Source organism: Dokdonella aquatica (assembly GCF_051987395.1).
Classification (GTDB): domain Bacteria; phylum Pseudomonadota; class Gammaproteobacteria; order Xanthomonadales; family Rhodanobacteraceae; genus Dokdonella.
This window is the reverse complement of the sequence record NZ_CP197094.1, coordinates 4,646,588-4,671,662: the sequence shown is the minus strand read 5'-3', so window position 1 is coordinate 4,671,662 and position 25,075 is coordinate 4,646,588. Positions and strand designations below refer to the sequence as shown.

Sequence of the window (25,075 nt, the reverse complement as noted above, 5' to 3'; positions counted from 1 at the left end):
ATCAGGATCGGATCGCTGCGTCTCCTCGCCGACACCGCGTGCCCGGGCGCAACCCGCGGCGCGGGGCCCCTTCGCAAACGAAAAAGGCCGCGACGTCGAGCGTCGCGGCCTTCGAAGGGTGTCGCTGCAGACCGGTCAGCCGACCACCGCACCGAGCTTGAAGATCGGCAGGTACATGCCGATGACCATGCCGCCGACGATCACGCCGATGATGACCATGATGAACGGTTCGAGCAGGCTCGACAGCGCGTCGACCGCGTTGCTGACTTCCTGCTCGTAGAACTCGGCGATCTTGAACAGCATCGCGTCGAGCGCGCCGGCTTCCTCGCCGATCGCGACCATCTGAACGACCATGTTCGGGAACAGGCCGGTCTGGCGGATCGCAAGCTGCAGCTGGTGGCCGACCGCGACATCCTCGCGGATGCGCTTGACCGCCTCGTTGTAGACCACGCTGCCGGTCGCGCCGCCCACCGAATCGAGCGCCTCGACGAGCGGAACGCCGGCCTTGAACGTCACGCCGAGCGTGCGCGCGAAGCGCGCCATCGCCGACTGGCGCAGGATCTCGCCGATCACCGGCAACTTGAGCAGCATGCGGCCTACGAAATGCGCGAACTTGTCGGAACGTTTGTACGTGAACACGATGCCGACGACGGCGGCGATGAAGATGCCGAGCACGATCCACCAGTACGCGACCATGAAGCGCGACGTGTCGACGAGGAACTGCGTGAACGCCGGCAGGTCGGCACCGAAGTTCTTGAATACCGTCTCGAACTGCGGGATCACGAAGATCAGCAGGATCGCCGAGACGATCACCGCGACGGCGAGCACCATCGCCGGGTAGAACATCGCCTTCTTGATCTTGCCCTTGATCGATTCGATGTTCTCCTTGTACGTCGCGACCGTGTCGAGGATCGTGTCGAGAACACCGGCCGATTCGCCGGCCTTGACGAGGTTCTGGAACAGCTCGTCGAACTGCACCGGATACTTGCCGAGCGCCTCGGCCAGTGACAGGCCGCCCTCGATCTCGGTCTTGATGTCGGTGAGCATGTTCTTCATGCGCGGGTTGCTCTGGCCGCCCGCGACGATCTCGAACGCCTGCACCATCGGCACGCCCGCGGCCATCATCGTCGCGAGCTGGCGCGCGAAGATCGCGATCTCGCGTGCCGTGATCGTCTTGCCGGCCGCGCCGAACAGCGGCTTGGCCTTGGCCTTGACGCTTTGCGGGTTGATGCCTTGCTTGCGCAGCTCGGCCTTGACGAGGCCGACGTTCTTGCTGATCTGCTCGCCCTTGATCTTGACACCGCGCTTGTCGATGCCGACCCAGGTGAAGGTCTGCATGTCGCTGACCTGGGCGCGCGACTTGCCGACGCTCTGCTTGAGGCCGGCACGGGCCGTAGCGGTGGTTGCCATGGGATCAGTCCTTGGTCACGCGGTTGATTTCGGCAAGGCTTGTAACACCTTGGCGGGCTTTCATCAGTGCGGAAGCGCGCAGATCGTTGATGCCGATGCGCTTGGCCTCCGCGGCGATCTGCAGGGCATTGCCGCCGGAGAGGATGATCTTCTGGATGTCCTCGCTCATCGGCATCACCTGGTAGATGCCGGTGCGGCCCTTGTAGCCCTCGTTGCAGCCCGAACAGCCGACCGCTTCGTACAGTGTCATGCCCGCGGCGATGTCGGCTTCGCTGAAGCCCTCGGCGAGCAGCGCGGCCTTGGGCAGTTCGATCGCGCGCTTGCAGTCGTGCAGGCGGCGTGCGAGGCGCTGCGCGATCACGAGCGTCACCGCCGAGGTGATGTTGTACGGCGCGATGCCCATGTTCATCATGCGAGCCACGGTCTGCGGCGCGTCGTTGGTGTGCAGCGTCGACAGCACCATGTGGCCGGTCTGCGCGGCTTTCACGGCGATCTCGGCGGTCTCGAGGTCGCGGATCTCGCCGACCATGATGATGTCGGGATCCTGGCGCAGGAACGAGCGCAGCGCCGCGGCGAACGTCATGCCGCGCTTGGCGTTCTGCTGCACCTGGTTGACGCCGGGCAGGCGGATTTCGACCGGATCCTCGACCGTGGAGATGTTGCGGCCTTCGGTGTTGAGGATGTTGAGCGCCGTGTACAGCGAGACGGTCTTGCCCGAGCCGGTCGGACCGGTCACGAGCACCATGCCGTAGGGCTTCTCGATCGCGTCGAGGAAGAGCTTCTGCTGGTCCGGCTCGTAGCCGAGCTTGTCGATGCCGAGCTTCGCTGCCGAGGCATCGAGGATGCGCAGCACGATCTTCTCGCCGAACAGCGTGGGGCAGGTGCTGACGCGGAAGTCGATCGACTTGGTCTTGGACAGGTTGAGCTTGATGCGACCGTCCTGTGGCACGCGCTTCTCGGCGATGTCGAGGCCCGACATGACCTTGAGTCGCGACGAGATGCGCGGGGTCATCTTGACCGGCGGCGAGGCCACGTGGCGCAGCATGCCGTCCATGCGCAGGCGCACGCGGTAGTTCGTTTCGTAGGGCTCGAAGTGGATGTCCGAGGCGCCGCGCTTGATCGCGTCGACGAGCACCTTGTTGACGAAGCGCACGACCGGCGCGTCGTCACCGCCGGAGGCGTCGACGCCCGTGCTCTCGCCTTCGTCACCGGTGTCGCCGAGCTCGAGGTTCTCGAGGCCGTCGGCATCGTCCATGCCGTCGATCGTCGTGCTGGTCGCGTTGTGCGCCTGCTCGATCGCGCGCTCGAGCTGCTGCTCGTCGACGAGGATCGGCTCGATGATGTGGTTGGACTGGAACTTGATCTCGTCGAGTGCACGCAGGTTGGTCGGGTCCGACACGCCGACGAACAGGCGGTTGCCGCGCTTGAACAGCGGCAGCGCCTTGTGCTTGGCGATCAGTTCTTCCTTGACGAGCTTGATCGGGATCTGCGCGAGATCGAGCGCGGTCACGTCGAACAGCGGTACGCCGAACTCGAACGCCGAGGCCATCGCGAGCTGCGCGCTGCCGACGAGGCCGTTCTCGGTCAGCCACGCGCCGATCGGGATCTTCTGCTTCGCGGCATCCTCGATGGCCTTGCGTGCGTCCTGTTCGCCGAGCGTGCCTTCGGCCACGAGGCGCCGGCTGACGCCGGACAGGCCCGCCAACGATGCCGGATTCATCTGTGTCGCCATAGGAATATCGCGCAAGTCCCCGAACCCGTGGGGAATCTACTCCAAATCCACGCGCCAGAGAACGCGTTCCGTCACTCTTTGTGAAGATGGCGTTGAATAAGCGTTCTGAGTGCCGCGAGCGACCGCCAAAGTCCGCTAGCGGCTCTGTGCAACTAAGGGCGAAAAAAAGCCCCGCACAACGTGCGGGGCTTTTGATGCAGCCTGAAATCGCGGTGGATCAGCGATTAACGGCAGGTCGCCGGGACGTGCTTCGAAAGACCGGCAGAGGTCGAGCAGGTCCACTGAACCGGCACGGTCGTGTTGGCCTGAGCCGGGGTGAGGACGAGAATCGGCGAGACCGCAGCGCCGGTGTTACGCGTCGTACCCGTGATGATGCCATTGGCGATGATGACGCTGGCGGTGTACTGGGTGGTCGGGCTGTCGTAACCAGCAGCGGTGTTGTCAGCGACAGCCGTAGCGAGGATGCCACGCGCCTGCGCCGTCTCGGCGACCGCGAGCTTGGCCGCCGACATCGCGACGTTGGTCTCGCTGACCTTCGAGCGGATCGTGTAGTCCTGGTACGCCGGCAGGGCGATCGCGGCGAGGATGGCGATGATCGCGATGACGATCATGAGTTCGATAAGCGTGAAGCCCTGGGCCTTCTTCATGTTCATGACGTTGGTTCCTGAGTGAGAGAGTGGTGACGCTGAAAGGTAAATCCGGATTTCCCCTGAAAACTTTCGGTCTTGCTCGACCCGGGAGAGCTGTCCTGGCCGCCCGCTTCGAATACGACCGGAAGCGTGAAAGGGATAGAGCAGCTTCCGTGCCAAGCATGACGAAAGTCACCCGCAGGTTTTTTTTCGTTGATGGCTGTCACGCCTCGCGGACGGGTCGGGTTTTGTGCATGTGCTTGTTTTGCATAAGGCGTCACGGTTCCGTCCGACGGAACGATGACGCCGGCGTGCCGCCTCTGAGGCAGCGTGGCTGGCAGCATGGGCGCATTTCGTCAGGTTGTGACCAGGATTGTCAGCGCGTCGCATCATGACGCGCGACGGCGTTCCATAACGCGTGACGCCTAGTTCGCGTCGATCGGCAGCGCGTCGATCGGCTGCCCGCTTCGTGCGTCGAGCAGCATGGTCATGAAGGTCTGGCGCGTGCGCAGGTGCACCCACGTGACCGAGGCTTCGTCGCGTTTCTCGCCGGCGAGCCAGCGGTCCACCTGATGGGCAGCATCCGCAGACGTCTTGCGCAGGTCCGCGAGCGGCTTGGCCTTGGCCGCCATGTCGCCGGCCACGCTGTCGTAGTCGGTGAAGAACTGCGGGAACAGGTCGATGTCCTTGCCGGTGAAGGCGGCATCGTCGAGGATCGCGCGCGCCTTCGGATCGGTCGGCAGGCGTGCGCCGACGAGGCGTGGGCCCGTCCAGGAAGGACTCTTGAATTCGGGCCGCGTGGCCTTGGCGAAATCCTCGGGCGAGAAATCGTTCGCCGCGACCACGGAGAACTGGCCTTCGGCACCGACGATGAACGCGGGCCGCGCAACCGTGATCACGTGCAGGCCGTAGACGAGCGCGCAGGCCTGCATCAGGCCGATCACCGACAGGTCGAAGCGCAGCGACTTCTTGCCGGACTTGAACACGACGAGCGTGAGCAGCGGGCCGAGCACGAGATCGACGCCGAGCAGGATCAACGTGAGGTCGGCACCGCCCATGGCCTTGAAGTAGGGCGGCGGATACCAGACACCGAACAGCAGTGCGAGGGCGAGCAGGCCGACGACTGCGCTGATCGAGAGGTGGATCGCGAAGGCTTTCCAGCGGGACATGGCACGCAACCCCATGACGAACGGTGCCGCGATCCTATCGCCGTGGCGGCGCCGTGCGAAGCGTGTCGGGCGGGCCCCTGCGCGGACGATTCATCTCGAGGATCGCCGTGCATCCGGCATGTCGCGGTGCGTTCGTGCCGCCGGGGCGAAGGCGGGCGACACGCGTGCGGTGACGCACGGCGGCGGCTGCCGCCGCCGCGTCACTCGATGCCGAGCTTCTCGAGCTTGTAGCGCAGCTGGCGCAACGTGAGACCGAGGGCTCGCGCGGCCGCAGTACGGTTCCAGCGCGTGGCTTCGAGGGCCTTCATGATGACGGCGCGCTCGGTCTCGGCGACCGTCGTGGCGAGGTCGCTCAGCGTGGTGTCGGCGGCGACGGCAGGCACCGGATCGGCGTACGGGTTGTGGCGCTCCGGCGAGTGGGGCGGTGCGGACGGCGGTGGCGGTGTCGCGGCGTGCGTGCTCGTGGCGGCCCAGCGATCGGCCTGCTCGCTGGCGCTGATGCCGGAGCCGCGCGCGACGAGGCGCAGGTCGTCGCCGGTGATCGTGCCGTTCTCGCACAGCGCGACGGCGCGCTCGAGCACGTTCTCGAGCTCGCGCACGTTGCCCGGGAATTCGTAGGCGAGCAGCGACTTGAGCGCGTCGGGCGTCAGGCGCGCGGGCGAGCTGCCCGAATCGCGGGCGAGGCGCTCGAGCACGCGGCCGGCGAGCTTGGGGATGTCGTCGCGGCGATCGCGCAGCGGCGGCACGCGCAGCTCGATCACGTTGATGCGGTAGAACAGATCCTGACGGAACGCGCCGAGGTCGACGAGCTTGGCGAGGTTCTTGTGCGTGGCCGACAGGATGCGCACGTCGACCGGCACCTCGGCACGTGCGCCGATCGGGCGCACGGCCTTCTCCTGGATCACGCGCAGCAGCTTGACCTGCATGTGCACGGGCAGTTCGGCGACCTCGTCGAGGAACAGCGTGCCGCCGTGGGCGGCCTGGAACAGGCCTTCCTTGTCGGCGTGCGCACCGGTGAAGCTGCCTTTCTTGTGGCCGAAGAACTCGCTTTCCATGAGTTCCGACGGGATCGCGCCGCAGTTGACCGGCACGAACGGCGCTGCGGCGCGCGGGCCGAGCTCGTGGATCAGGCGCGCGACGAGTTCCTTGCCGACGCCCGACTCGCCGGCGATGTAGACCGGTGCCTGGCTGCGCGCGACCTTGGCGATCGTGGCGCGCAGTTCCTCCATCGCGGTGGAGTCGCCGATGAGCTTGGCGCTGCTCGCGTCGCTGCTCGCGCGCTTTTCCTCCGACAGGCGCAGCGCGGTCTGCACGAGGCGGCGCAGCACGTTGATGTCGACGGGCTTGGAGACGAAATCGAAGGCGCCGGCCTTGAGCGCGACGACGGCCGCGTCGACGTTGCCGTAGGCCGTGATCATGGCGACCGGCGTCTCGGGGTACTTCGAGGCGATCAGCTCGATCACGTCGTGGCCGGTGCCATCGGGCAGGCGCATGTCGGTGAAGCACAGGGCGTAACGCTGCTCGGCGAGGCGCTGCTTGCCCTCCGAGACGGTCGCGGCCGTCTCGACGACGAGCCCCATGCGTCCGAGCGTGAGGGTCAACAGCTCGCGGATGTCCCGCTCGTCGTCGATGACCAGTGCGTATTGTTTGCTCATGCGTCCATCAATGCGGGCAGGCCCCTGCGGCAAGGTTAATCCGTGTCGCGGGGGAAGGCAAAGAAAGGTGTCCCGGCGCGCCGCCTACATCGCGACGGCGGGACGGCGGCCGTCGATGCTCGCCGCCGCTGCCAGCGTGATGCGGAAACAGGCGCCGCCGCCGGCGACCGGCACGTATTCGAGCGAGGCCTGACTCGCCTCGCACATCTGCTTGGCGAGGTAGAGGCCCAGGCCCGTGCCGTAGTCGCTCGTCGTGAAGAACGGATCGAAGATCTGCGCGGCGACCTTGGCCGGGATGCCGGGGCCGCGGTCGACGACCTCGAGCAGCGGCGGTCCCTTGTCGGTGGCCAGGCGCGCGACCACGACCACACGCGCGGCCTCGCCCGGTTCGCGGCCGTAGCGGATCGCGTTCTGGACGAGGTTCCAGACCACCTGCTGCAGATGCTGCGGATCGACCATCGCCTCGATCGTGCGGTTCTGCGTGATCGCGCGCAGGTGGTCGCTGCCGAGGTCGTTGTTCTGCTTGTACTCCTCGACGAAGGCGAGTGCCCATGCGTTGACGTCGATGCTCTCCGGGCGCGAGCGCTCGCGCCTCGACAGCTGCAGGATGTTCTCGACGACTTCGTTGGCGCGCGTGCAGTGGTTGTTCACGATGTCGACGAGGCGGCGGTCCTCCTCGGTGAGGGCATCGGATTCGGCGAGCAGCTGCGCGGAATATCGGATCGCCGCGAGCGGGTTGCGGATCTCGTGCGCGATCGACGCGGACAGGCGTCCGAGCGAGGCCAGCGTCATCTCCTCGGCGCGCCGCGACAGCAGCGAGGTGTCGTCGAGGAAGATCAGCACGTGGGTGTCGTCGTTCGGCGCCATGCGCGAGAAGCGCGGGATGACCTCGGGCACGTCGGCGGCGAGCGCCACGGGTGTCTGGTCGATGCGGCCCGAATGGCGCCAGTGGTACAGGCGCCGCGAGAGTTCGGAGGCCACGGCGCCGAGATCGCGCTGGTTCGGCGACGGGTTGCCGATCAGGTGCCAGGCCGATTCGTTGATGCGCAGGATGTTGTTGGCGCCGTCGACGAGCAGCACGCCGGTCTTCATGCGGCGGATGATGAGGTCGTTGACCTGCTCGAGGTTGAGCAGGTCGGCGCCACGCTGCTCGGCGAGCGCTTCGGTCTCGCGCATCTGGCGGCCGAGGTGCGCGCACAGGCCCGCGATCGCGAAGTAGGCGAGGCCGAACAGTGCGCTCTCGAGCAGGCTGCGCTGGACCTCGCCGTGCTGCAGGTAGTGGGCGACATCGGGTGCGATCACGCCGAGCGCGGCGACGCCCGCAAGCAGGATCGACTGGCGGAACGGCAGCAGCAGCGCGCCGACGCCGACATTGACCATGAGCATGATCGGGATCGCGCCGTGCCCGCCCGCGAGCGCGAACAGGATCAGCGACGCGGCGGAGATGTCCATGAACAGCGCCCAGCCGATGCTCAGGCCGATGCGGCGGCGCATGCGGTCGGTCGAGACCAGCAGGGCGAACGCGACGATGAGGTAGACGAGAGCCGTCAGCCGCCCGACGACCGGATGGCTGACCCTGACCCAGTCCACCGCGAGCGGACTCAGGACGAGGGCGGCATACACGATGCCCTCGAGCATGCGGTAGAGATTGAAAAAGTAGAGCTCGCGCCTCGTGATATCCCCGGAGGATTGCACGGCTGGTCATCCCCGACATCAGCAATTCCATTCAGTATAGGCACTTGCGACGCAAAGCCAAAGTGGAATGGAGATTGGGGCAGGGCGACGCGGTTGGCGAGGCAATCGCCTGCCGTAGTTCCGCCCATCGCGCGCCTTGGTAGGGCGTTACCCGCGAAGCGGATTCCGCCGTCATGCGCAGTAGTGCGCGGCAGCAGCCCCCGCCGCGGCAAAGGCAGCCTTCGTGAGCGTGCGGTGACGACACCCGCCACTGCGGAATCGCCTGCGGCGGTTCCGCCCTACACGTGGCGCGCTTCTCCGGTAGGGCGGAACCCGCGCAGCGGATTCCGCCATCATGCGGAGTGGTGCGTGGCAGCAGTCTTCTCTAGCGTGAGGTGACGACACCCGCCACGGCGGAATCGCCTGCGGCGGTTCCGCCCTACACGTGGCGCGCTTCTCCGGTAGGGCGGAACCCGCGCAGCGGATTCCGCCGTCATCGTCAGTCGTCGCCCGGCATGTCCGCGGCGCCGCCATCGCCCCAGTCCTCCGCGTACATCCCGCGGGCGACGAAGTGGCGAAAGCTCGAATGCGGCCAGTCGGCGGCACGCGACACGAGTCCGTGCATCACGGGGTTGTAGTGGATGTAGTCGACATGCCGGCGATGGTCGTCGCTGTCGCGGATCAGGTGTTCCCAGAAGCGCCGCTGCCAGATCGCGCGCTCGCCACGTCGCTCGCGCAAGCCCGAACGCCATTCGCGGTCATGCTGCGTGCGTGAAAAGTCGGTCTTGATGCGTCGCCAGCGCGTCGAGAAATCCGCATCACCCGGTGGCAGTGTCCAGATCCAGTGCATGTGGTCCGGCAGCACCACCCACGCCTGGATCGTGAAAGGCCGGCGGGCACGCTCACGCGCGACACATGCGCGAAGTTCGTCGATCCCGCGCACAAGAAGATCGTTGCCACCGCGCGCCAGCAGCGTGACGGTGAAGAACCACGTGGCGCCCGGCGCCGAGGCTCGACGATAGTTCGGCATGGCGAGTCCGTTTGCCACGAGACCGGCATCGTAGCGCGGTTCACGGCGGAATCACCTGCGGTGGTTCCGCCCTACGCGTAGCGCGCTTCTCCGGTAGGGCGGAACCCGCGCAGCGGATTCCGCCGCCGTGCGGAGCGGTGCGCAGCAGCAGCCTTCGCGAGCGTGAGGTGACGATACCCGCCACGGCGGGATCGACTTGACGAGCCGGTCGCGCTTGACCGTTTATTTTTCGCGAAAGCCTCGCTACACTTTGCGGCTCGCCGGCGCGGGGTGCTTCATGGTTCTTCACGCCGGTCGCTCCGACGTCGTCTCGACGACGGTCCGGCAGATGCCGGGCGGGGCGGGTTCCTGCGACAATCCGGAAGACGACGCGCCTGTAGCTCAATCGGATAGAGCATCGGCCTTCTAAGCCGGCGGTTGCAGGTTCGAGTCCTGTCGGGCGCGCCAATAATCGTGTGACGGTGGGGATCGTGTGACGGTAGGCAGGATGCCGACCGGATTGCGCTTCAGGGACGAATCGAGGTGAAGCGTCAAGCCTGTGGTGGGCGTAGCTCAGTTGGTTAGAGTACCGGATTGTGATTCCGGATGTCGGGGGTTCGAGTCCCCTCGTCCACCCCATTTTTCACGCTGTTCCACGACGCCGGACGCCGCAAGGGCTTCCCACGTCATCGCGGTTCCTGCTAAAGTTCCGCTTCTGTTTGGGCTGTTAGCTCAGTTGGTAGAGCAGTTGACTCTTAATCAATAGGTCGTAGGTTCGAATCCTACACAGCCCACCACTCCAGACACCGGCATCGATGCTCCGCGCGACGATGCCTGCGACGCCCGCCTCGAGCGGGCGTTTTCGTTTCCGCATCACCTCTTCGTATCCCGGCATGTCGGCACGGCAGAGTGCGCGCGCGGGATTCCGGCGCGCTGCGGCCATAGCCCGGCGCACGCGCCGGCGGTACCATCGCGCGCCCCCGGTGATCCCGCGCCGGGGGCATCGTGCGAACGTGGCGGAATTGGTAGACGCCCTGGATTTAGGTTCCAGTGGGGAAACCCGTAAGAGTTCGAGTCTCTTCGTTCGCACCATCCCGCGGTCGGGTCGCCGATCCCGCGCTGCCGGCGCGCCACTCCGCGTCGGAGCCTCCCGCAGGCGCAGCGCAACGGCGCGGAATGTCTTATCATTGCCGGCTCGACATCGCCCGGGCATCCGGTCCCGGCATACGCAGTTCCAAGGAGCATCCATGCAAGTTTCGGTTGAGAACGTCGGCAGTCTCGGGCGCAAGCTGACGGTGCGCATTCCCGCGGCGCAACTCGAGGACACGGTGCGCAACCGCGTCCAGGAGATGGGTCGCAGCGCGCGCCTGAAGGGCTTCCGTCCGGGCAAGGTGCCGGTCAAGGTGATCGAGCAGCGCTTCGGCGCGCAGATCCGTGGCGAGGCTCTGTCGGAGCTGATCGGTTCGACGTTCCAGGAAGCGGTGACGAGCGAGAAGCTGCGCCCGGCCGTGCAGCCGGCGATCTCGACCTCGGGCAAGCCCGAGAACGGCGAGATCCAGTACACGGCCGAGTTCGACGTGCTGCCCGAGTTCGGCACGCTCGACGTGAGCAGCCTCGAAGTGGTCAAGCCGACCGCGACGGTCGCCGACGCCGACATCGACCAGATGATCGAGACGCTGCGCCAGCAGCGCCGCAGCTGGAGCCCGGTCGAGCGCGCCGCGAAGGAAGGCGACATGGTGCTGTTCGAGTTCAGCGCGCAGGCGCCGGACTTCCGCTACCCGGACGAAGGCACCGACCGCGTCGGCACGATCATCGGCTCGAACGCGCTGTTCAAGGCGCTCGAGGACGGTCTGGCCGGCCACAAGGTCGACGACAGCTTCGAGTCCGACCTCGATTTCCCGGCGGATTTCCGCATCGAGGGTCTCGCCGGCAAGTCGGCGCACGCGACGTTCAAGATCGTGCGCGTGCAGGAGCCGACGGTCCCGGCCCTCGACGACGCGTTCATCGCGAGCTTCGGCGTGGCCGATGGCGGCCTCGAGCGCTTCCGCGAGGACGTGCGTTCGAACCTGCAGCGCGAGCTGGCCTCGGCGCTCAACGCGCGCCTCAAGGCCTCGACGGTCGAGAGGCTCGTCGATGCGCACGCCGGTCTCGAGCTGCCCGAGCGCCTGGTCGAGGGCGAGGCCCGCGAACTGGCCCGCCAGTCGGCCGGCCCGAACAACCAGCAGCCGGTCGAGCACGAGCCGTTCATGGCCGCGGCGCGCCGCCGCGTCGCGGGTGGCCTGCTGCTCGCCGAGATCGCGCGCCAGAACTCGATCCGCATCGATTCGCGCCGCGTCGCCGATGCGCTGTCGTCGATCGCCTCGACGTATGAAGAGCCCGAGCAGGTCGTTGAACTCTATACGAAGGATCCCCAGTTGATGAGCGGCCTGCAGAGCCGCGTCCTCGAGGACCAGGTGATCGACTGGATCGCCGCGAACGCGAAGGTCAGCGAGCAGCAGCTGAGTTTCAACGACGTCATGCGTCCGGGCGCCTGAGCCCGGCGCCCCAAGGAGCGAATTCATGTCCAGCGCAACACCGGTCCAGGGCCTCAACCTCGTGCCGATGGTCGTCGAGCAGACGTCCCGGGGCGAGCGTGCGTACGACATCTATTCGCGCCTGCTCAAGGAGCGCGTGATCTTCCTCGTCGGCCCGGTCGACGACTACGTGGCCAACATCGTCGTCGCGCAGATGCTGTTCCTCGAGTCGGAAAACCCCGACAAGGACATCAACCTGTACATCAACAGCCCCGGCGGTTCGGTCACGGCGGGTCTGGCGATCTACGACACGATGCGCTTCCTCAAGCCCGACGTCAGCACGATGGTCATCGGCCAGGCTGCGAGCATGGGCGCATTCCTGCTCGCCGCGGGCCAGAAGGGCAAGCGCTACGCGCTGCCGAACTCGCGCGTCATGATCCACCAGCCGCACGGCGGTGCGCAGGGCCAGGCCACCGACATCGAGATCCAAGCACGCGAGATCCTGTACCTGCGCAAGCGCCTGAACGAGGAGCTCGCCGCCAACACGGGTCAGCCGCTCGAGCGCATCGAGCGCGACGTCGAGCGCGACCTGTTCTTCAACGCGAACGACGCGCAGGCCTACGGCCTCATCGACTCGGTGCTCGACAAGCGCCCGGGCGAGACGGTCCGCGCGCTCTGACGGCGTTTTTCCGCGCCGGTCGGCACCTGGCACCGGATCCCGGCCCTCGCGGCCGGGTTCCCCGGGACCGTGTGCTATCCTCGACCGGCACCACGCGACAACCACCCGAGGCGGGGCATGACTGAAGAGCGACAAGGCCGATCGGGCGACGGCGGAAAGATCCTTTACTGTTCTTTCTGCGGCAAGAGCCAGCATGAGGTCCGCAAGCTGATTGCGGGCCCGTCGGTGTTCATCTGCGACGAATGCGTCGAGCTGTGCAACGACATCATCCGCGAGGAGCTCGAGGAGAAGGCCGCCTCGGCGCGCAGCCACCTGCCCAAGCCGAAGGAGATCCTCGACGTCCTCGACCAGTACGTGATCGGTCAGGGGCGCGCGAAGAAGGTTCTCGCGGTCGCGGTCTACAACCACTACAAGCGCCTCGAGTCGCGCAGCCGCGGCGACGAGGTCGAGCTGGCCAAGTCCAACATCCTGCTGATCGGGCCGACCGGCTCGGGCAAGACGCTGCTGGCCGAGACGCTCGCGCGCCTGCTCAACGTGCCGTTCACGATTGCCGATGCGACGACGCTGACCGAAGCCGGTTACGTCGGCGAGGACGTCGAGAACATCATCCAGAAGCTGCTGCAGAAGTGCGACTACGACGTCGAGAAGGCGCAGAGCGGCATCGTCTACATCGACGAGATCGACAAGATCTCGCGCAAGAGCGAGAACCCGTCGATCACGCGCGACGTGTCGGGCGAGGGCGTGCAGCAGGCGCTGCTCAAGCTCATCGAGGGCACGGTCGCCTCGGTGCCGCCGCAGGGCGGCCGCAAGCACCCGCAGCAGGAGTTCCTGCAGGTCGACACGAAGAACGTGCTGTTCATCGTGGGCGGCGCGTTCGCGGGGCTCGAGAAGATCATCCAGCAGCGCTCCGAGACCACGGGCATCGGTTTCAGCGCCGAGATCCGCAGCAGCGCCAAGAAGGCCGATTCGGGCAAGCTGCTGGTCGACGTGCAGCCGGGTGACCTGATCAAGTTCGGCCTGATCCCCGAGTTCGTCGGCCGCCTGCCGGTCGTGGCGACGCTCGAGGAGCTCGACGAGCCTGCGCTGGTCAAGATCCTGACCGAGCCCAAGAACGCGATCACCAAGCAGTTCAAGCGCCTGTTCGAGATGGAGGGCGTCGAGCTCGAGTTCCGTCCGGATGCGCTGTCGGCGGTCGCCCACAAGGCGCTCACGCGCAAGACGGGTGCCCGCGGCCTGCGCACGATCCTCGAGCAGGTGCTGCTCGAGACGATGTTCGAGCTGCCGTCGCTCGAGCACGTGAGCAAGGTCGTCGTCGACGAGGCTGTGATCAACGGCCAGGCCGAGCCCTACCTGATCTACCAGGGCAACATGCAGACGCGCGCCGTCGCTGAATAAAGCCGCGGCATCGCGCCGCGCGACACCTTGAGCCGCGGGCCTCCTGCCCGCACTTGACCGAACGGCAGCGTGGGATCACGCTGCCGTTCGACGTTTTCACGGTGTGTCATTTCTCCAGGATTCCTGATGGAAAAGCCCAGCAAGACCGCTCCGACCTCGCGTTCCGACCTTTTCGAGCTGCCGATCCTGCCGCTGCGCGACGTGGTCGTGTATCCGCACATGGTCATCCCGCTGTTCGTGGGGCGCGAGAAGTCCGTGCGCGCGCTCGATGCGGCGATGGAGGGCGACAAGCAGATCCTGCTCGTGGCGCAGCGCAGCCCCGACGTCGACGAGCCGGCCCCGGGCGACCTGTATTCGATCGGCACGGTCGCGACGATCCTGCAGCTGCTCAAGCTTCCCGACGGCACGATCAAGGTGCTCGTCGAGGGCGCGTCGCGCGCCGAGATCGAAGGCTATTCCGAGCGCAACGGCCTGCTCACGGCGCGCGCGCGCGCGGTCGAGCCGGCGTACTCGCGCACCGAGCGCGAGGTCGAGGTGATCTCGCGTTCGCTGACGTCGCTGTTCGAGCAGCTCGTCAAGCTGTCGCGCAAGATTCCGCCCGAGCTCATGGCCACGCTGTCGGGCCTCGAGGATCCGTCGCGCCTGGCCGACACGATTGCCGCGCACCTTTCCGTGCGCCTGCAGGACAAGCAGCAGATCCTCGAGACGCCCGACGTCGCCGACCGCCTCGAGCGCCTGATCGGCCTCGTCGACGGCGAGATCGACGTTCAGCAGATCGAGAAGCGCATCCGCGGGCGCGTCAAGTCGCAGATGGAGAAGAGCCAGCGCGAGTACTACCTCAACGAGCAGATGAAGGCGATCCAGAAGGAACTCGGCGATGCCGAGGACGCGCCGAACGAGCTCGAGGAGCTGTCGCGCAAGATCGAGGCGTCGGGCATGCCCAAGCCGACGCTCGCCAAGGCACGCGCCGAGCTCAACAAGCTCAAGCAGATGTCGCCGATGTCGGCCGAAGCCACCGTCGTGCGCAACTATATCGACTGGATGGTCGGCGCGCCGTGGAAGAAGCGCACCAAGGTACGCAAGGACCTGCGCCTCGCGCAGGACGTCCTCGATGCCGACCACTTCGGTCTCGAGAAGGTCAAGGACCGCATCCTCGAATACCTCGCCGTGCAGCAGCGCGTGCAGAAGATGAAGGGTCCGATCCTCTGCCTCGTCGGCCCGCCCGGCGTGGGCAAGACCTCGCTCGGCCAGTCGATCGCGAAGGCGACGAACCGCAAGTTCGTGCGCATGTCGCTCGGCGGCGTGCGCGACGAGGCCGAGATCCGCGGCCATCGCCGCACCTACATCGGTTCGATGCCGGGCCGCATCATCCAGAACATGTCCAAGGCCGGCACGCGCAACCCGCTGTTCGTGCTCGACGAGATCGACAAGATGTCGATGGACTTCCGCGGCGATCCTTCGTCGGCGCTGCTCGAGGTGCTCGATCCGGAGCAGAACACCGCGTTCAACGACCACTACCTCGAGGTCGATTTCGACCTGAGCGAGGTGATGTGGATCGCGACCGCGAACTCGCTCAACATCCCGGGTCCGCTGCTCGACCGCATGGAAGTGATCCGCATCCCCGGCTACACCGAGGACGAGAAGCTCAACATCGCGCAGCGCTACCTCGTGCCCAAGCAGCTCAAGGCGAACGGCCTGCGCGAGACCGAGCTGTCGGTGGACGAGGGCGCGATCCGCGACGTGATCCGCTACTACACGCGCGAATCGGGCGTGCGCAACCTCGAGCGCGAGATCTCCAAGATCTGCCGCAAGGTCGTCAAGGAACTCAGCCTGCAGCCGGCCGACAAGGCCGCGAAGAAGGGCAAGGCCGTGGCCGCGAAGAGCAAGGTCGCGTCGAAGACCGCCAAGGTGTCCAAGCGCAAGGGCGACCACGTGCGCGTGGATGCCGACAACCTCGACCAGTACCTGGGCGTGCGCAAGTTCAACTACGGTCTCGCCGAGCAGCAGAACGAGATCGGCCTCGTCACGGGCCTGGCCTGGACCGAGGTCGGCGGCGATCTGCTCTCGATCGAAGCCACGACGGTTCCGGGCAAGGGCAAGCTGCTGCACACGGGCCGCCTCGGCGACGTGATGCAGGAGTCCATCCAGGCCGCGCTGAGCGTCGTGCGCGCGCGCGTGGACCTGCTCGGGGTGGACCCCGAGTTCCACCAGAAGCTCGACATCCACATCCACGTGCCGGAGGGCGCGACGCCGAAGGACGGTCCCAGCGCGGGCATCGCGATGTGCACGGCGCTGGTGTCGTCGCTCACGCGCATCCCGGTGCGCTCCGGTGTCGCGATGACGGGCGAGATCACGCTGCGCGGTCGCGTGCTGCCGATCGGTGGCCTCAAGGAGAAGCTGCTCGCCGCGCATCGTGGTGGCGTCAGCGTGGTCATCATTCCGGACGAGAACCGCAAGGACCTCGCCGACATCCCGAAGAACGTCACCGGGTCGCTCGACATCCGCCCGGTCAAGTGGATCGACGAGGTGCTCGACATCGCGCTCGAGCGTCCCGTGTCGCCGGCCGCGCACGGCGGCGAAGCCAAGGAGGGCGTCATCGAAGGCAAGCGCGAGCCGCGCGGCGAATCGCCCGCACGGCCGCATTGACGTCCGCTTTTCGCGGCCCGTGAAACGGCCGCGGAAGGCCACGCCGTTTCGTTGCGTGGCCTTGGGGGCGCTGGTATAAAGGCCGGCGCCGCCATCCACCGATCACCTGCGGTGTGATCGCGGGGCTTCTCGAAGCCCTTCCCCGGAGATTTCCCCCTCGCTCGCACAGCTGGGCCCTGTCCCCGGAACCCTTTTCCGTGTCGCCGTTTCCAAGGGAGTTTCAACCTATGAACAAGAACGAGCTCGTGTCCGCCGTTGCCGAATCCGCCGACCTGACCAAGGCCGACGCGGAGAAGGCGATCGAGGCGGTTTTCAACGTCATCAAGAAGTCGCTCAAGTCGGGCAACGACGTCGCCCTCGTCGGCTTCGGCACCTTCACCGTGCGTGAGCGCGCTGCGCGCTCGGGCCGCAACCCGCGCACCGGCGAGACGATCACGATCGAAGCCTCCAAGGTTCCCGCGTTCAAGGCCGGCAAGGGCCTCAAGGACGCCGTCAACTGACGCACACCGGCATCGGGTGCTTAGCTCAGCGGTAGAGCGTCGCCCTTACAAGGCGAGGGTCGGGGGTTCGAAACCCTCAGCACCCACCAATGCCACCGGCGGGGCCACACTCGGTTACAATGCCGGGCTGTCGCGCCGGGGGTAGCGGACAGGACCGGCTCCTTCCGCTGCCGACCCAGCAGGGCGCCCGCGTGGCGCCCTTGCTTTTTCCGGGCCTCGTCCACGATGGACGCGGTGTCTTCCGTCCGGTCGCGCCCCGTGCCGCGCCGGCGACGATTCCAACCAACAGGCGGTTGCATGCTCCAGGCATTACGCGAAAAAACTTCCGGTCTGATTGCGAAGATCATTCTCGGCGCGGTCATCATCGCGTTCTCGTTCTTCGGCATCGAGTCGTACTTCATCGCGCAGACCGACGATTACGTCGCGCGCGTCGGCGACAAGGAGGTCTCGCAGCAGGAGTTCCGCTCCCGCTTCGACGAGTTCCGCCAGATGCAGATGCAGCGCTCGAACGGTGCGCTCGACGCGCGCTACTTCGAGTCGCCCGAGGTCAAGCGTCAGGTGCTCGACCAGCTCATCGACGAGAAGGTCATGCTCGCCGCGAACGAGCGCCTCGGCGTCGTCGTGCCGGTGGATCGCCTGCGCCAGGAGATCATGCGCATCCCGGCGTTCCAGTCGAACGGCCAGTTCGATCCCGCGCTGTACCGTGCCGCGCTCGCCTCGCAGGGCATGACGCCGTCGATGTTCGACGTGCGCGTGCGCGACGAGATCGCGACCCGCGAGATGCCGGTGCAGGTCGCCACGAGCGCGATCGTCACCGACGCCGACGTCGACACCTACCTGCGCCTGCGCGGCCAGCTGCGTGACTTCCGTTTCGTCGCGCTGCCGAAGGCGAGCGTCGAGGCCGGCGACATCAAGGAAGAAGACATCGCCAAGTACTACACCGAGCACCAGCAGGACTTCATGATTCCCGAAGAGGTCGCGCTCGAGTACGTCGACCTCGAGGCCGACAAGGTCGAGGTCGCGCTGACCCCCGACGAGGCGACGCTGCGCAAGCGCTACGAGGACGGCAAGGCCCGCTTCGTGAGCCCCGAGCAGCGCCTCGCGTCGCACATCCTCGTCAAGGTCGGCGGCAAGGGCGGCCCGGACGACCAGAAGGCCGCGCTCGAGAAGGCACAGAAGCTCGCCGCCGACGCACGCGAGGGCAAGACCTCGTTCGCCGACCTCGCCAAGCAGAGTTCCGAGGACCTCGGCTCCAAGGCGCTGGGCGGCGATCTCGGCTGGGTCGACAAGGAGATGACCGATCCCGCGTTCGAGGCCGCGCTGTACGCGCTCGAGAAGGGCAAGATCTCCGATCCCGTGCTGTCGGGCGAGGGCTACCACGTCATCGAGCTGCGCGACGTGCGCCCGGGTTCGACGCGCAGCTTCGAGGAGGTTCGTCCCGAACTCGTGCGCGAGTACGGCGAATCCGAGCGCGAGCGCGTCTACAGCGAGAAGTCGGGCCGCCTCATCGACGTGAGCTACCAGGATTCGACCTCGCTCGAGCCGGCCGCGCGTGCGGTCGGCCTGCCCGTGCAGAAGACCGCGCTGTTCTCGCGCGAGGGCGCCACCGAGGGCTTCGCCGCCAATCCGGCCGTCGTGCGTGCGGCGTTCTCCGATCAGGTCCTCCTGCAGGGCAACAATTCCGATTCGATCGAGATCGCGCCGAACCACGTCGCCGTCGTGCGCGTCGCCGAGCACAAGCCGGCCTCGCCGAAGCCGCTCGACGAGGTTCGTGACGACATCCGCCGTCGCCTCGTCGACGCGCGCACCGCCGAACTCGGCAAGCAGCGCGCCGACGAATTGTTCGCCCGCCTCGGCAAGGACACGCTCGACGTGATCGCGACCGAGACCGGTGGCAAGGTCGCCGACGAGAAGGGCATCGGCCGCAATGCCGTGAACCTCGACAGCGCGCTCGTCACGGCGGTGTTCGCGATGCCGCGCCCGCAGGGCGAGGCACCTTCGAGCCAGCTCGTGGCGATGAGCGGTGGCGAGTACGCGCTCGTGCAGCTCGACAAGGTTGCCGACGCCGACCCGAAGGCGCTCGACGAGCCGACCCGCGAGGCCGCGCGCAACACGTTGCAGCAGGCCAGTGCGATGGGCCAGGTGCGCGAATTCCTCGCCGCACTGCGCGCCAACACCGAGATCAAGCGCGCCGAAGAGCGCATGTGATCCCTCGCGTCACCGCGTTGACGAACAAGGGCCGCGCAAGCGGCCCTTGTTCGTTTCCGGATGCGCAGGCCCGCGCATGAAGCGGAATTCGCTGCGTGGATTCCGCCCTGCCGGACAAGCGCATCACGTGCAGCGCGGAACCGCCGCAGGCGATTCCGCCGTGGCAGGTATCCTCCCCACACGCTTGCTACGGCTGTTGCCGCGCACCACTGCGCACGTCGGCGGAATCCGCTGCGCGGGTTCCGCCCTACCGGAGAAGGGTCACGCGCAGGGCGGAACAGCCGCAGGCGATTCCGCCGTGGCAGGTATCGTCCCCACACGCTTGCTGAGGGTGTTGCCGCGCACCACTGCGTACGTCGGCGGAATCCGCTGCGCGGGTTCCGCCCTACCGGAGAAGGGTCACGCGTAGGGCGGAACCGCCGCAGGCGATTCCGCCGTGGCAGGTATCGTCCCCACACGCTTGCTGAGGCTGTTGCCGCGCACCACTGCGTACGTCGGCGGAATCCGCTGCGCGGGTTCCGCCCTACCGGAGAAACGGGGCACGCGCAGGGCAGAGCCGCCGCAGGCGATTCCGCCGTGGCCGGAGAGACGCGGCGACACCGAGCATGGGGTCAGGTTCATGTGTCCGAGGAAGGCGCAAAGCAGCGAACTGTGCGCTCAGGGACACATGAACCTGACCCCATGCTTCCTGACCCCATGCTTCCGACCCCATGCTCCGAGCCATGCTTCGCCCACGAAAAAGGCCGCTTGCGCGGCCTTTCCCGGTATCGAAGGTGTTGCGGTGCCGGAGTGGGTCAGAGTCCCGTCATGCCCAGCGTATTGAAGCCGCCGTCGACGTAGGTGATCTCGCCGGTGACACCCGAGGCGAGGTCCGAGCACAGGAATGCACCGACGTTGCCGACTTCCTCGATCGTGACGTTGCGACGCAGCGGCGAGTACTCCTCGACGAGGTCGAGCATCTTGCGGATGCTGCCGACGCCTGCGGCGGCGAGCGTCTTGATCGGGCCGGCCGAGATCGCGTTGACGCGCGTGCCTTCGGGGCCGAGGTTGTAGGCGAGGTAGCGCACGTTCGCCTCGAGGCTGGCCTTGGCGAGGCCCATGACGTTGTAGTTCACCACGGCGCGCTCGGCACCGAGGTAAGACAGCGTCAGGATCGAGCCGCCGCGACCCTTCATCATCGGGCGGAAGGTCTTGGCGAGCGCGGTGAGGCTGTAGCTCGAGATGTCGTGCGCGATGCGGAAGCCGTCACGCGTGAGGTTGTCGATGAACTCGCCCTGCAGCGCCTCGCGCGGCGCGAAGCCGACCGAGTGCACGAGGATGTCCAGGCCGTCCCAATGCTCGGCGAGCGCCGCGTGCGCGTGGTCGATCTGCGCGTCGTCGGCGACGTCGAGCGGGATGACGATGTTCGAGCCGAACTCGGCGGCCGCTTCCTCGACACGGCTCTTGAGCTTGTCGTTCTGGTAGGTGAAGGCCAGTTGCGCGCCTTCGCGGTGCATCGCGCTCGCGATGCCCCAGGCGATCGAGCGCGTACTCGCGATGCCGACGATCAGCGCGCGCTTGCCATGCAGAAATCCCATGAATCCTCCCGGCCGCGGGGCCGATGATCGGTTGTCGTGATGCGGCGCACGCGATCCGTGCCGGCGCGGCGGCGCGCATTCTACCCGAGTCGCCCGCGCCGGGCCGGTGCCTCGTTCAGGTACCCGAGCCGTGCAGCCGCAGGCGCATGCCGATGCGCAGCACGCTGTTCGCTCGCAGTCCGTTCCATTGCAGGAGGTCGGCGACGCGCAGCTTGTAGCGTCGGGCCACGCCGGACAGCGTGTCGCCCTTGGCGATGACGTGGGTGCGCGTGGCCGGCGCCACCTCGGCGACGACCACTTCCTGTCCGGGCACGAGCACGTGGTCACCCGCATCGACGGCGGCTTCGGGCTCGAGGCCGTTCGCGGCCGCGAGCACGGCCGCCGCAACCGTGGAGCTGCCGGCGAGTGCGGTGAGCGTGGTCGGTGCTTCGACGCGCTGGCTGCGCCAGTCGCGGCGCGCGGGCACGGGCAATGCGGCGATCTTCTCCTCGAACACGGGTACCTGCGTGGCCGGCATGACGAGGCGCGCGGGCCCGGCATCGCTCATGCGCATGCGGCGCTGCCCGGCGTTGAAGCGGCGCATCGTCTCCAGCGGGATGCCGGCGAGGCGCGCGGCGACGCGAAGGTCGACGTGCGGCGTGTCGACGACGGCGAGGCGATCGGCGTCCGACGGTTCCGGCAGTTCGACATCGAAGCGCGCGGGGTCGGCGACGATGCAGCCGAGCGCGAGCAGTTTGGCCAGATGATCGTGGGTGACCGCGCTGACGCCGAGGCGGCTCAGGTGTTCGGCATCGAGCGCGGCGTCCTTGTGCTTGCGCAGTTCACGCTTGACGCGGTACTCGCCGGCATTGAACGCCATCATGCCGAGGCGCCAGTCGCCGAACTCGCGGTCGTAGCGTTCGAGCAGTTCGAGGGCGGCGCGCGTCGACTCGATCGCATCGAGGCGCGCGTCATAGTCGTTCGCGATCACGAGGCCGCGGCCGCGTGCCGTATCGGGCATGAGCTGCCACATGCCGTAGGGACGGCGCGGCTCGCCGGCGGTGGGCTGGTAGTGGCTCTCGACGTACGGCAGCAGGGCGAGCTCGCCGGGCAGACCACGACGCTCGACCTCGTCGAGCACGAGCAGGAACAGCGGCATCGCCGTCACCCACGTCGCCGCGAAGCGTTCGGGGCTGCGCGTGTAGAGGCGGGCCTGGCGCCCGACCTCGTCGCTGTAGTCGCAGCCCGGCATCGCGCGGCGCGCACGCAGGCGCTCCCACGGCGAGCGTTCGACAACCGGTTCCGGAGCGGTCTGCGCGACGGGCTTCGGTGGCGTGCGCGGTTTCGCCGTCGCGGGACGTGCCGCTTCGACGGCGGGTGGTGGTGTACCCACGGGGCGCGACGTCGCGCAGGCGGCGAGCGCGAGGGCGAGGGCACCGGCGAGGGCGCCCCGCAACGAACGGTATTGGGTCATCGGTTCGGGTCCCGCCAGGCGTCCTTGCGTGCGCGCAAGGCGGCGAAGCGCGCGACGCGTGCCTCGTGGTCGTCGCCCGCGATCGCGAGCGTCTTCACGAGCGCCGGCGCATCGGTGCGCAGGAAGGGATTGCAGGCACGCTCGCCGGCCAGCGTCGACGGCAGCGTCGGGAGGCCTCGCGCGCGCGTCGCGACCGCCTCGTCGTGGCGTGCACGCAGGGCCGTATTGGCCGGATCGACCTCGAGCGCGAAGCGCGTGTTCGCCACGGTGTACTCGTGCCCGCAGCAGACCAGCGTGTCCCCCGGCAGGGCCGCAAGCCGTTCGAGCGAGGCCAGCATCCGGGCCGGCGTGCCTTCGAACATCCGCCCGCAGCCGGCACTGAACAAGGTGTCGCCGCAGAACAGCAGGCCGTGGCCGAAGAAGGCGACGTGCGACGTCGTGTGCCCGGGCACCGCGATCACGTCGAAGCCGAGCGCGGGCGCGTCGATCACGACATGGTCGCCGTCGCCGATGCGTCGCGTCGCGGTCGTGATGCGTGCATCGTCGGGCGCGATCACGTCGACGTCGCCGCCTTCGCACAGTGCCGCGATGCCGGCGGTATGGTCGGGATGGTGATGGGTGACGAGGATCGCGCGCAGGCGCAGACCTTCGCGCTCGAGCACCGCGCGCACGGGCGCGGCCTCGCCGGGATCGACGACGATCGCGTCGCCGGCGGCGTCGGCGAGCAGCCACACGTAGTTGTCCGAAAGGGCCGGTATCGGCCTCGGGCGGAGGGCGTCCATCCGCCGACTATAGCCGCCGGGCCGAGGTCGCCGACAAGTGCCGCGGTGGTCGCCGCGCCTGTCGGGCATCGGCCCGGCGCGCTAGACTGGCGTGTCGGCCGCGTTCCGCGGCCTCGTCCCATGGCGTCTCGTCCACGATGCAGCCGGTTTCCGAAAACGTCTTCGCACTCAACGAGATGCAAGGGCTTCTTGATCACGAATGGGAGCTCGTCCGCGTGCAGGCCGCGCGGTCGATCGCCGGCAGCGTCCTGGTCGTCGATCCGGCCGGCGTGGCCAAGGCGGCGCCCCTCGACGGTCGCGCCACGCTGACCCATGTGCATGCCTCGTCGCGTGGCCTCGCCGGCGACCTGCGCGGCGCGCCGGACCGGCTGCCGATGCCCGACGACAGCGTCGCGCTGGTCGTCGTGCGCCACGCGCTCGAAGGCTTGCCGCACGACAGCGGCCTCGAGCGCGAACTCGCCCGCGTGCTCGCGCCGGGCGGCACCTTGCTGCTGTTCGGCCTCAACGCCTTGAGCCCGTGGCGGCTGCTGTGGCTGCGCCCGTCGCGGCGCGGCCTGCGCGCGCCGAACCTGCGCAGCGTCGCCCACGCGCGCCGCACGCTCGAGCGCCTCGGTCTCGAGGCGACCGCGCCGCATTACCTCGGCGGTACCTGGCCGCGGCGCCAGCTGCCGCCGGCACGCAAGGACGGCACGCTCGGCTCGCGCTGGCAGGGTGCCTGGATGCTCGCCGCGCGCAAGCAGGGTGGCACGCTGCTGCGCATGACGCCGTGGCCGCCGCGCCGCGTCGCGATGCGGCCGGCCGTCGCCCAGCCGTCGACGTGGCGGGCCTGCGCATGAGTGGCGAGGTGCGCGTGGACCTGTTCACCGACGGCGCCTGCCTCGGCAATCCGGGCCCCGGCGGCTGGGGCGCGTTGCTGCGCTTCGGCGATCGCGAGCGCGAGCTCAGCGGCGGCGAGGCGCAGACGACCAACAATCGCATGGAGCTCATGGCGGCGATCGCGGGGCTCGAGGCGCTGCGCAAGCCCTGCGTCGTCGAGCTGACCACCGATTCGCAGTACGTCATGCGTGGTATCGAGGAATGGCTCCCCCGCTGGATCGCCAAGGGCTGGCGCACGGCCGGCGGCGAACCGGTCAAGAACCGCGACCTGTGGGAGCGCCTCGCTGCCGCGCGGACGCCACACAAGGTCACGTGGCGCTGGGTCAAGGGCCACGCCGGCCATGTCGAGAACGAGCGCGTCGACCGCCTCGCGCGCGACGCCGCGATCGCGGCCCGCGACGGCACGGCGGTGATGCCATGAGGCAGGTCGTCTTCGATACCGAAACGACCGGCCTCGAAGTCCACAAGGGCCACCGCCTCATCGAGATCGGCTGCGTCGAACTGCTCGAGCGCCGCCAGAGCGGGCGCACGTTCCACTGTTACCTCAATCCGGGCCGGCCGGTCGACGAGGGTGCCCGTGCGGTCCACGGCATCTCCGACGAGTTCCTCGCCGACAAGCCGCGCTTCGCCGAGGTCGCCGCCGAGTTCCTCGCCTTCATCGACGGCGCCGAGCTGATCGCGCACAACGCCTCGTTCGACGTCGGCTTCATCGACGCCGAGCTCGCGCTGCTCGATGCTGGCCTCGGCCGCCTGCGCGACCGCAACGCGGTCCTCGACACGCTCGCGCTCGCGCGCGAGAAGTACCCGGGCCAGCAGAACAGCCTCAACGCGCTGTGCAAGCGCCTCGGCGTGAGCAACAGCCATCGCGAGCTGCACGGCGCGCTCGTCGACGCGGATCTGCTTGCCGATGTCTACCTCGCGATGACCGCGGGGCAGGGCGCGCTGGGTTTCGGCAGCGACGTGGTCGTGGAGACACGGCGTGGCCTCGCCGGCGCCAGCGTGCGTCCGAGCGCCCCGCTGCGCGTGCTGCGGGCCTCGCCGGCCGAGCTCGAAGCGCACGCCGGGCGTCTCGCCGCGATCGCCAGGGCCTGCAAGTCGGGCAGCGTCTGGGCCCGTCTCGAGGCCCCCGAGCCGCTCGCCGGGGACGCCGCGATGTAGTGCATAATGC

19 protein-coding genes and 5 tRNA genes are annotated in these 25,075 nt (G+C 67.8%); 14 read left to right on the top strand and 10 right to left on the bottom strand.

All coding sequences use genetic code 11. The annotated features are described in order from the left end of the window. Positions 1–135: 135 nt before the first annotated feature. The 7 genes from ACQQ2N_RS20790 to ACQQ2N_RS20760 all read right to left on the bottom strand — a co-directional run bounded on the left by ACQQ2N_RS20790 (position 136) and on the right by ACQQ2N_RS20760 (position 9,299). A complete protein-coding gene (locus ACQQ2N_RS20790) occupies positions 136–1,410 on the bottom strand; it encodes a type II secretion system F family protein (protein ID WP_440223487.1) in 1,275 nt (424 codons plus the stop codon). Between the two features lie 4 nt (positions 1,411–1,414). Beyond that, the gene (gene pilB, locus ACQQ2N_RS20785; RefSeq protein ID WP_440223486.1) at positions 1,415–3,142 is read right to left on the bottom strand and encodes a type IV-A pilus assembly ATPase PilB; all 1,728 of its coding nucleotides are present in this window, start codon (positions 3,140–3,142) and stop codon (positions 1,415–1,417) included. Between the two features lie 224 nt (positions 3,143–3,366). After that, positions 3,367–3,789 carry a pilin gene (locus ACQQ2N_RS20780; RefSeq protein ID WP_440223485.1) on the bottom strand — a complete coding sequence of 141 codons (423 nt, stop codon included), beginning with the start codon at positions 3,787–3,789 and terminating at the stop codon, positions 3,367–3,369. A 407-nt stretch (positions 3,790–4,196) separates the two neighbouring features. Continuing rightward, positions 4,197–4,940 carry a TfpX/TfpZ family type IV pilin accessory protein gene (gene tfpZ, locus ACQQ2N_RS20775; protein ID WP_440223484.1) on the bottom strand — a complete coding sequence of 248 codons (744 nt, stop codon included), beginning with the start codon at positions 4,938–4,940 and terminating at the stop codon, positions 4,197–4,199. Between the two features lie 200 nt (positions 4,941–5,140). Continuing rightward, on the bottom strand, positions 5,141–6,595 hold the full coding sequence (locus ACQQ2N_RS20770; protein ID WP_440223483.1) for a sigma-54-dependent transcriptional regulator: 1,455 nt from the start codon (positions 6,593–6,595) through the stop codon (positions 5,141–5,143). Between the two features lie 84 nt (positions 6,596–6,679). After that, positions 6,680–8,290: a sensor histidine kinase gene (locus ACQQ2N_RS20765; protein ID WP_440223482.1), complete on the bottom strand. Its 1,611-nt coding sequence runs from the start codon at positions 8,288–8,290 to the stop codon at positions 6,680–6,682. Positions 8,291–8,768: 478 nt separating this feature from the next. Beyond that, on the bottom strand, positions 8,769–9,299 hold the full coding sequence (locus ACQQ2N_RS20760) for an REP-associated tyrosine transposase (RefSeq protein ID WP_440223481.1): 531 nt from the start codon (positions 9,297–9,299) through the stop codon (positions 8,769–8,771). Between the two features lie 370 nt (positions 9,300–9,669). On the opposite strand from ACQQ2N_RS20760, the gene ACQQ2N_RS20755 reads away from it, so the two are divergent. The 11 genes from ACQQ2N_RS20755 to ACQQ2N_RS20705 all read left to right on the top strand — a co-directional run bounded on the left by ACQQ2N_RS20755 (position 9,670) and on the right by ACQQ2N_RS20705 (position 19,219). Further along, positions 9,670–9,746 (top strand) — tRNA-Arg (locus ACQQ2N_RS20755). A gap of 94 nt (positions 9,747–9,840) precedes the next feature. Further along, positions 9,841–9,917, top strand: a tRNA-His gene (locus tag ACQQ2N_RS20750). An 82-nt stretch (positions 9,918–9,999) separates the two neighbouring features. Next, positions 10,000–10,075 (top strand) — tRNA-Lys (locus tag ACQQ2N_RS20745). Positions 10,076–10,285: 210 nt separating this feature from the next. Continuing rightward, positions 10,286–10,370, top strand: a tRNA-Leu gene (locus ACQQ2N_RS20740). Positions 10,371–10,525: 155 nt separating this feature from the next. Next, complete coding sequence (gene tig, locus ACQQ2N_RS20735; protein ID WP_440223480.1) at positions 10,526–11,812, top strand: trigger factor; 1,287 nt, start codon at positions 10,526–10,528, stop codon at positions 11,810–11,812. Between the two features lie 25 nt (positions 11,813–11,837). Next, entirely contained in the window at positions 11,838–12,470 is a 633-nt protein-coding gene (gene clpP / locus ACQQ2N_RS20730; RefSeq protein ID WP_440223478.1) for an ATP-dependent Clp endopeptidase proteolytic subunit ClpP, read from the top strand. A gap of 117 nt (positions 12,471–12,587) precedes the next feature. After that, the gene (clpX, locus tag ACQQ2N_RS20725; protein ID WP_440223477.1) at positions 12,588–13,865 is read left to right on the top strand and encodes an ATP-dependent Clp protease ATP-binding subunit ClpX; all 1,278 of its coding nucleotides are present in this window, start codon (positions 12,588–12,590) and stop codon (positions 13,863–13,865) included. A gap of 126 nt (positions 13,866–13,991) precedes the next feature. Continuing rightward, complete coding sequence (gene lon, locus ACQQ2N_RS20720) at positions 13,992–16,511, top strand: endopeptidase La (RefSeq protein ID WP_440223476.1); 2,520 nt, start codon at positions 13,992–13,994, stop codon at positions 16,509–16,511. 227 nt (positions 16,512–16,738) lie between these two features. Beyond that, positions 16,739–17,011, top strand: a complete 273-nt coding sequence (locus tag ACQQ2N_RS20715; protein WP_440223475.1) for an HU family DNA-binding protein — start codon at positions 16,739–16,741, stop codon at positions 17,009–17,011. Between the two features lie 14 nt (positions 17,012–17,025). Continuing rightward, positions 17,026–17,100, top strand: a tRNA-Val gene (locus ACQQ2N_RS20710). Positions 17,101–17,308: 208 nt separating this feature from the next. Continuing rightward, entirely contained in the window at positions 17,309–19,219 is a 1,911-nt protein-coding gene (locus ACQQ2N_RS20705) for a SurA N-terminal domain-containing protein (protein ID WP_440223474.1), read from the top strand. 794 nt (positions 19,220–20,013) lie between these two features. Here the strand turns inward: ACQQ2N_RS20705 and ACQQ2N_RS20700 are convergent. The 3 genes from ACQQ2N_RS20700 to gloB all read right to left on the bottom strand — a co-directional run bounded on the left by ACQQ2N_RS20700 (position 20,014) and on the right by gloB (position 23,031). Beyond that, positions 20,014–20,796, bottom strand: a complete 783-nt coding sequence (locus ACQQ2N_RS20700) for an enoyl-ACP reductase FabI (protein ID WP_440223473.1) — start codon at positions 20,794–20,796, stop codon at positions 20,014–20,016. A 115-nt stretch (positions 20,797–20,911) separates the two neighbouring features. Beyond that, the gene (locus ACQQ2N_RS20695; RefSeq protein ID WP_440223472.1) at positions 20,912–22,249 is read right to left on the bottom strand and encodes a transglycosylase SLT domain-containing protein; all 1,338 of its coding nucleotides are present in this window, start codon (positions 22,247–22,249) and stop codon (positions 20,912–20,914) included. Further along, positions 22,246–23,031 (bottom strand): hydroxyacylglutathione hydrolase, encoded by a 786-nt coding sequence (gloB, locus tag ACQQ2N_RS20690; RefSeq protein ID WP_440223471.1) that lies wholly within the window; start codon positions 23,029–23,031, stop codon positions 22,246–22,248. Before gloB ends, ACQQ2N_RS20695 begins: the two co-directional genes overlap by 4 nt. A gap of 176 nt (positions 23,032–23,207) precedes the next feature. Here gloB and ACQQ2N_RS20685 point away from each other — a divergent pair, with 176 nt between their 5' ends. From ACQQ2N_RS20685 to dnaQ, 3 genes are read left to right on the top strand one after another with little or no spacing between them, the layout of a single operon-like run. Then, on the top strand, positions 23,208–23,867 hold the full coding sequence (locus ACQQ2N_RS20685; protein WP_440223470.1) for a class I SAM-dependent methyltransferase: 660 nt from the start codon (positions 23,208–23,210) through the stop codon (positions 23,865–23,867). Further along, positions 23,864–24,328: a ribonuclease HI gene (rnhA, locus tag ACQQ2N_RS20680; RefSeq protein WP_440225818.1), complete on the top strand. Its 465-nt coding sequence runs from the start codon at positions 23,864–23,866 to the stop codon at positions 24,326–24,328. Before ACQQ2N_RS20685 ends, rnhA begins: the two co-directional genes overlap by 4 nt. Beyond that, a complete protein-coding gene (gene dnaQ, locus ACQQ2N_RS20675) occupies positions 24,325–25,065 on the top strand; it encodes a DNA polymerase III subunit epsilon (RefSeq protein ID WP_440223469.1) in 741 nt (246 codons plus the stop codon). The genes rnhA and dnaQ overlap by 4 nt, the downstream gene beginning before the upstream one ends. The last annotated feature ends 10 nt before the right edge of the window (positions 25,066–25,075 follow it).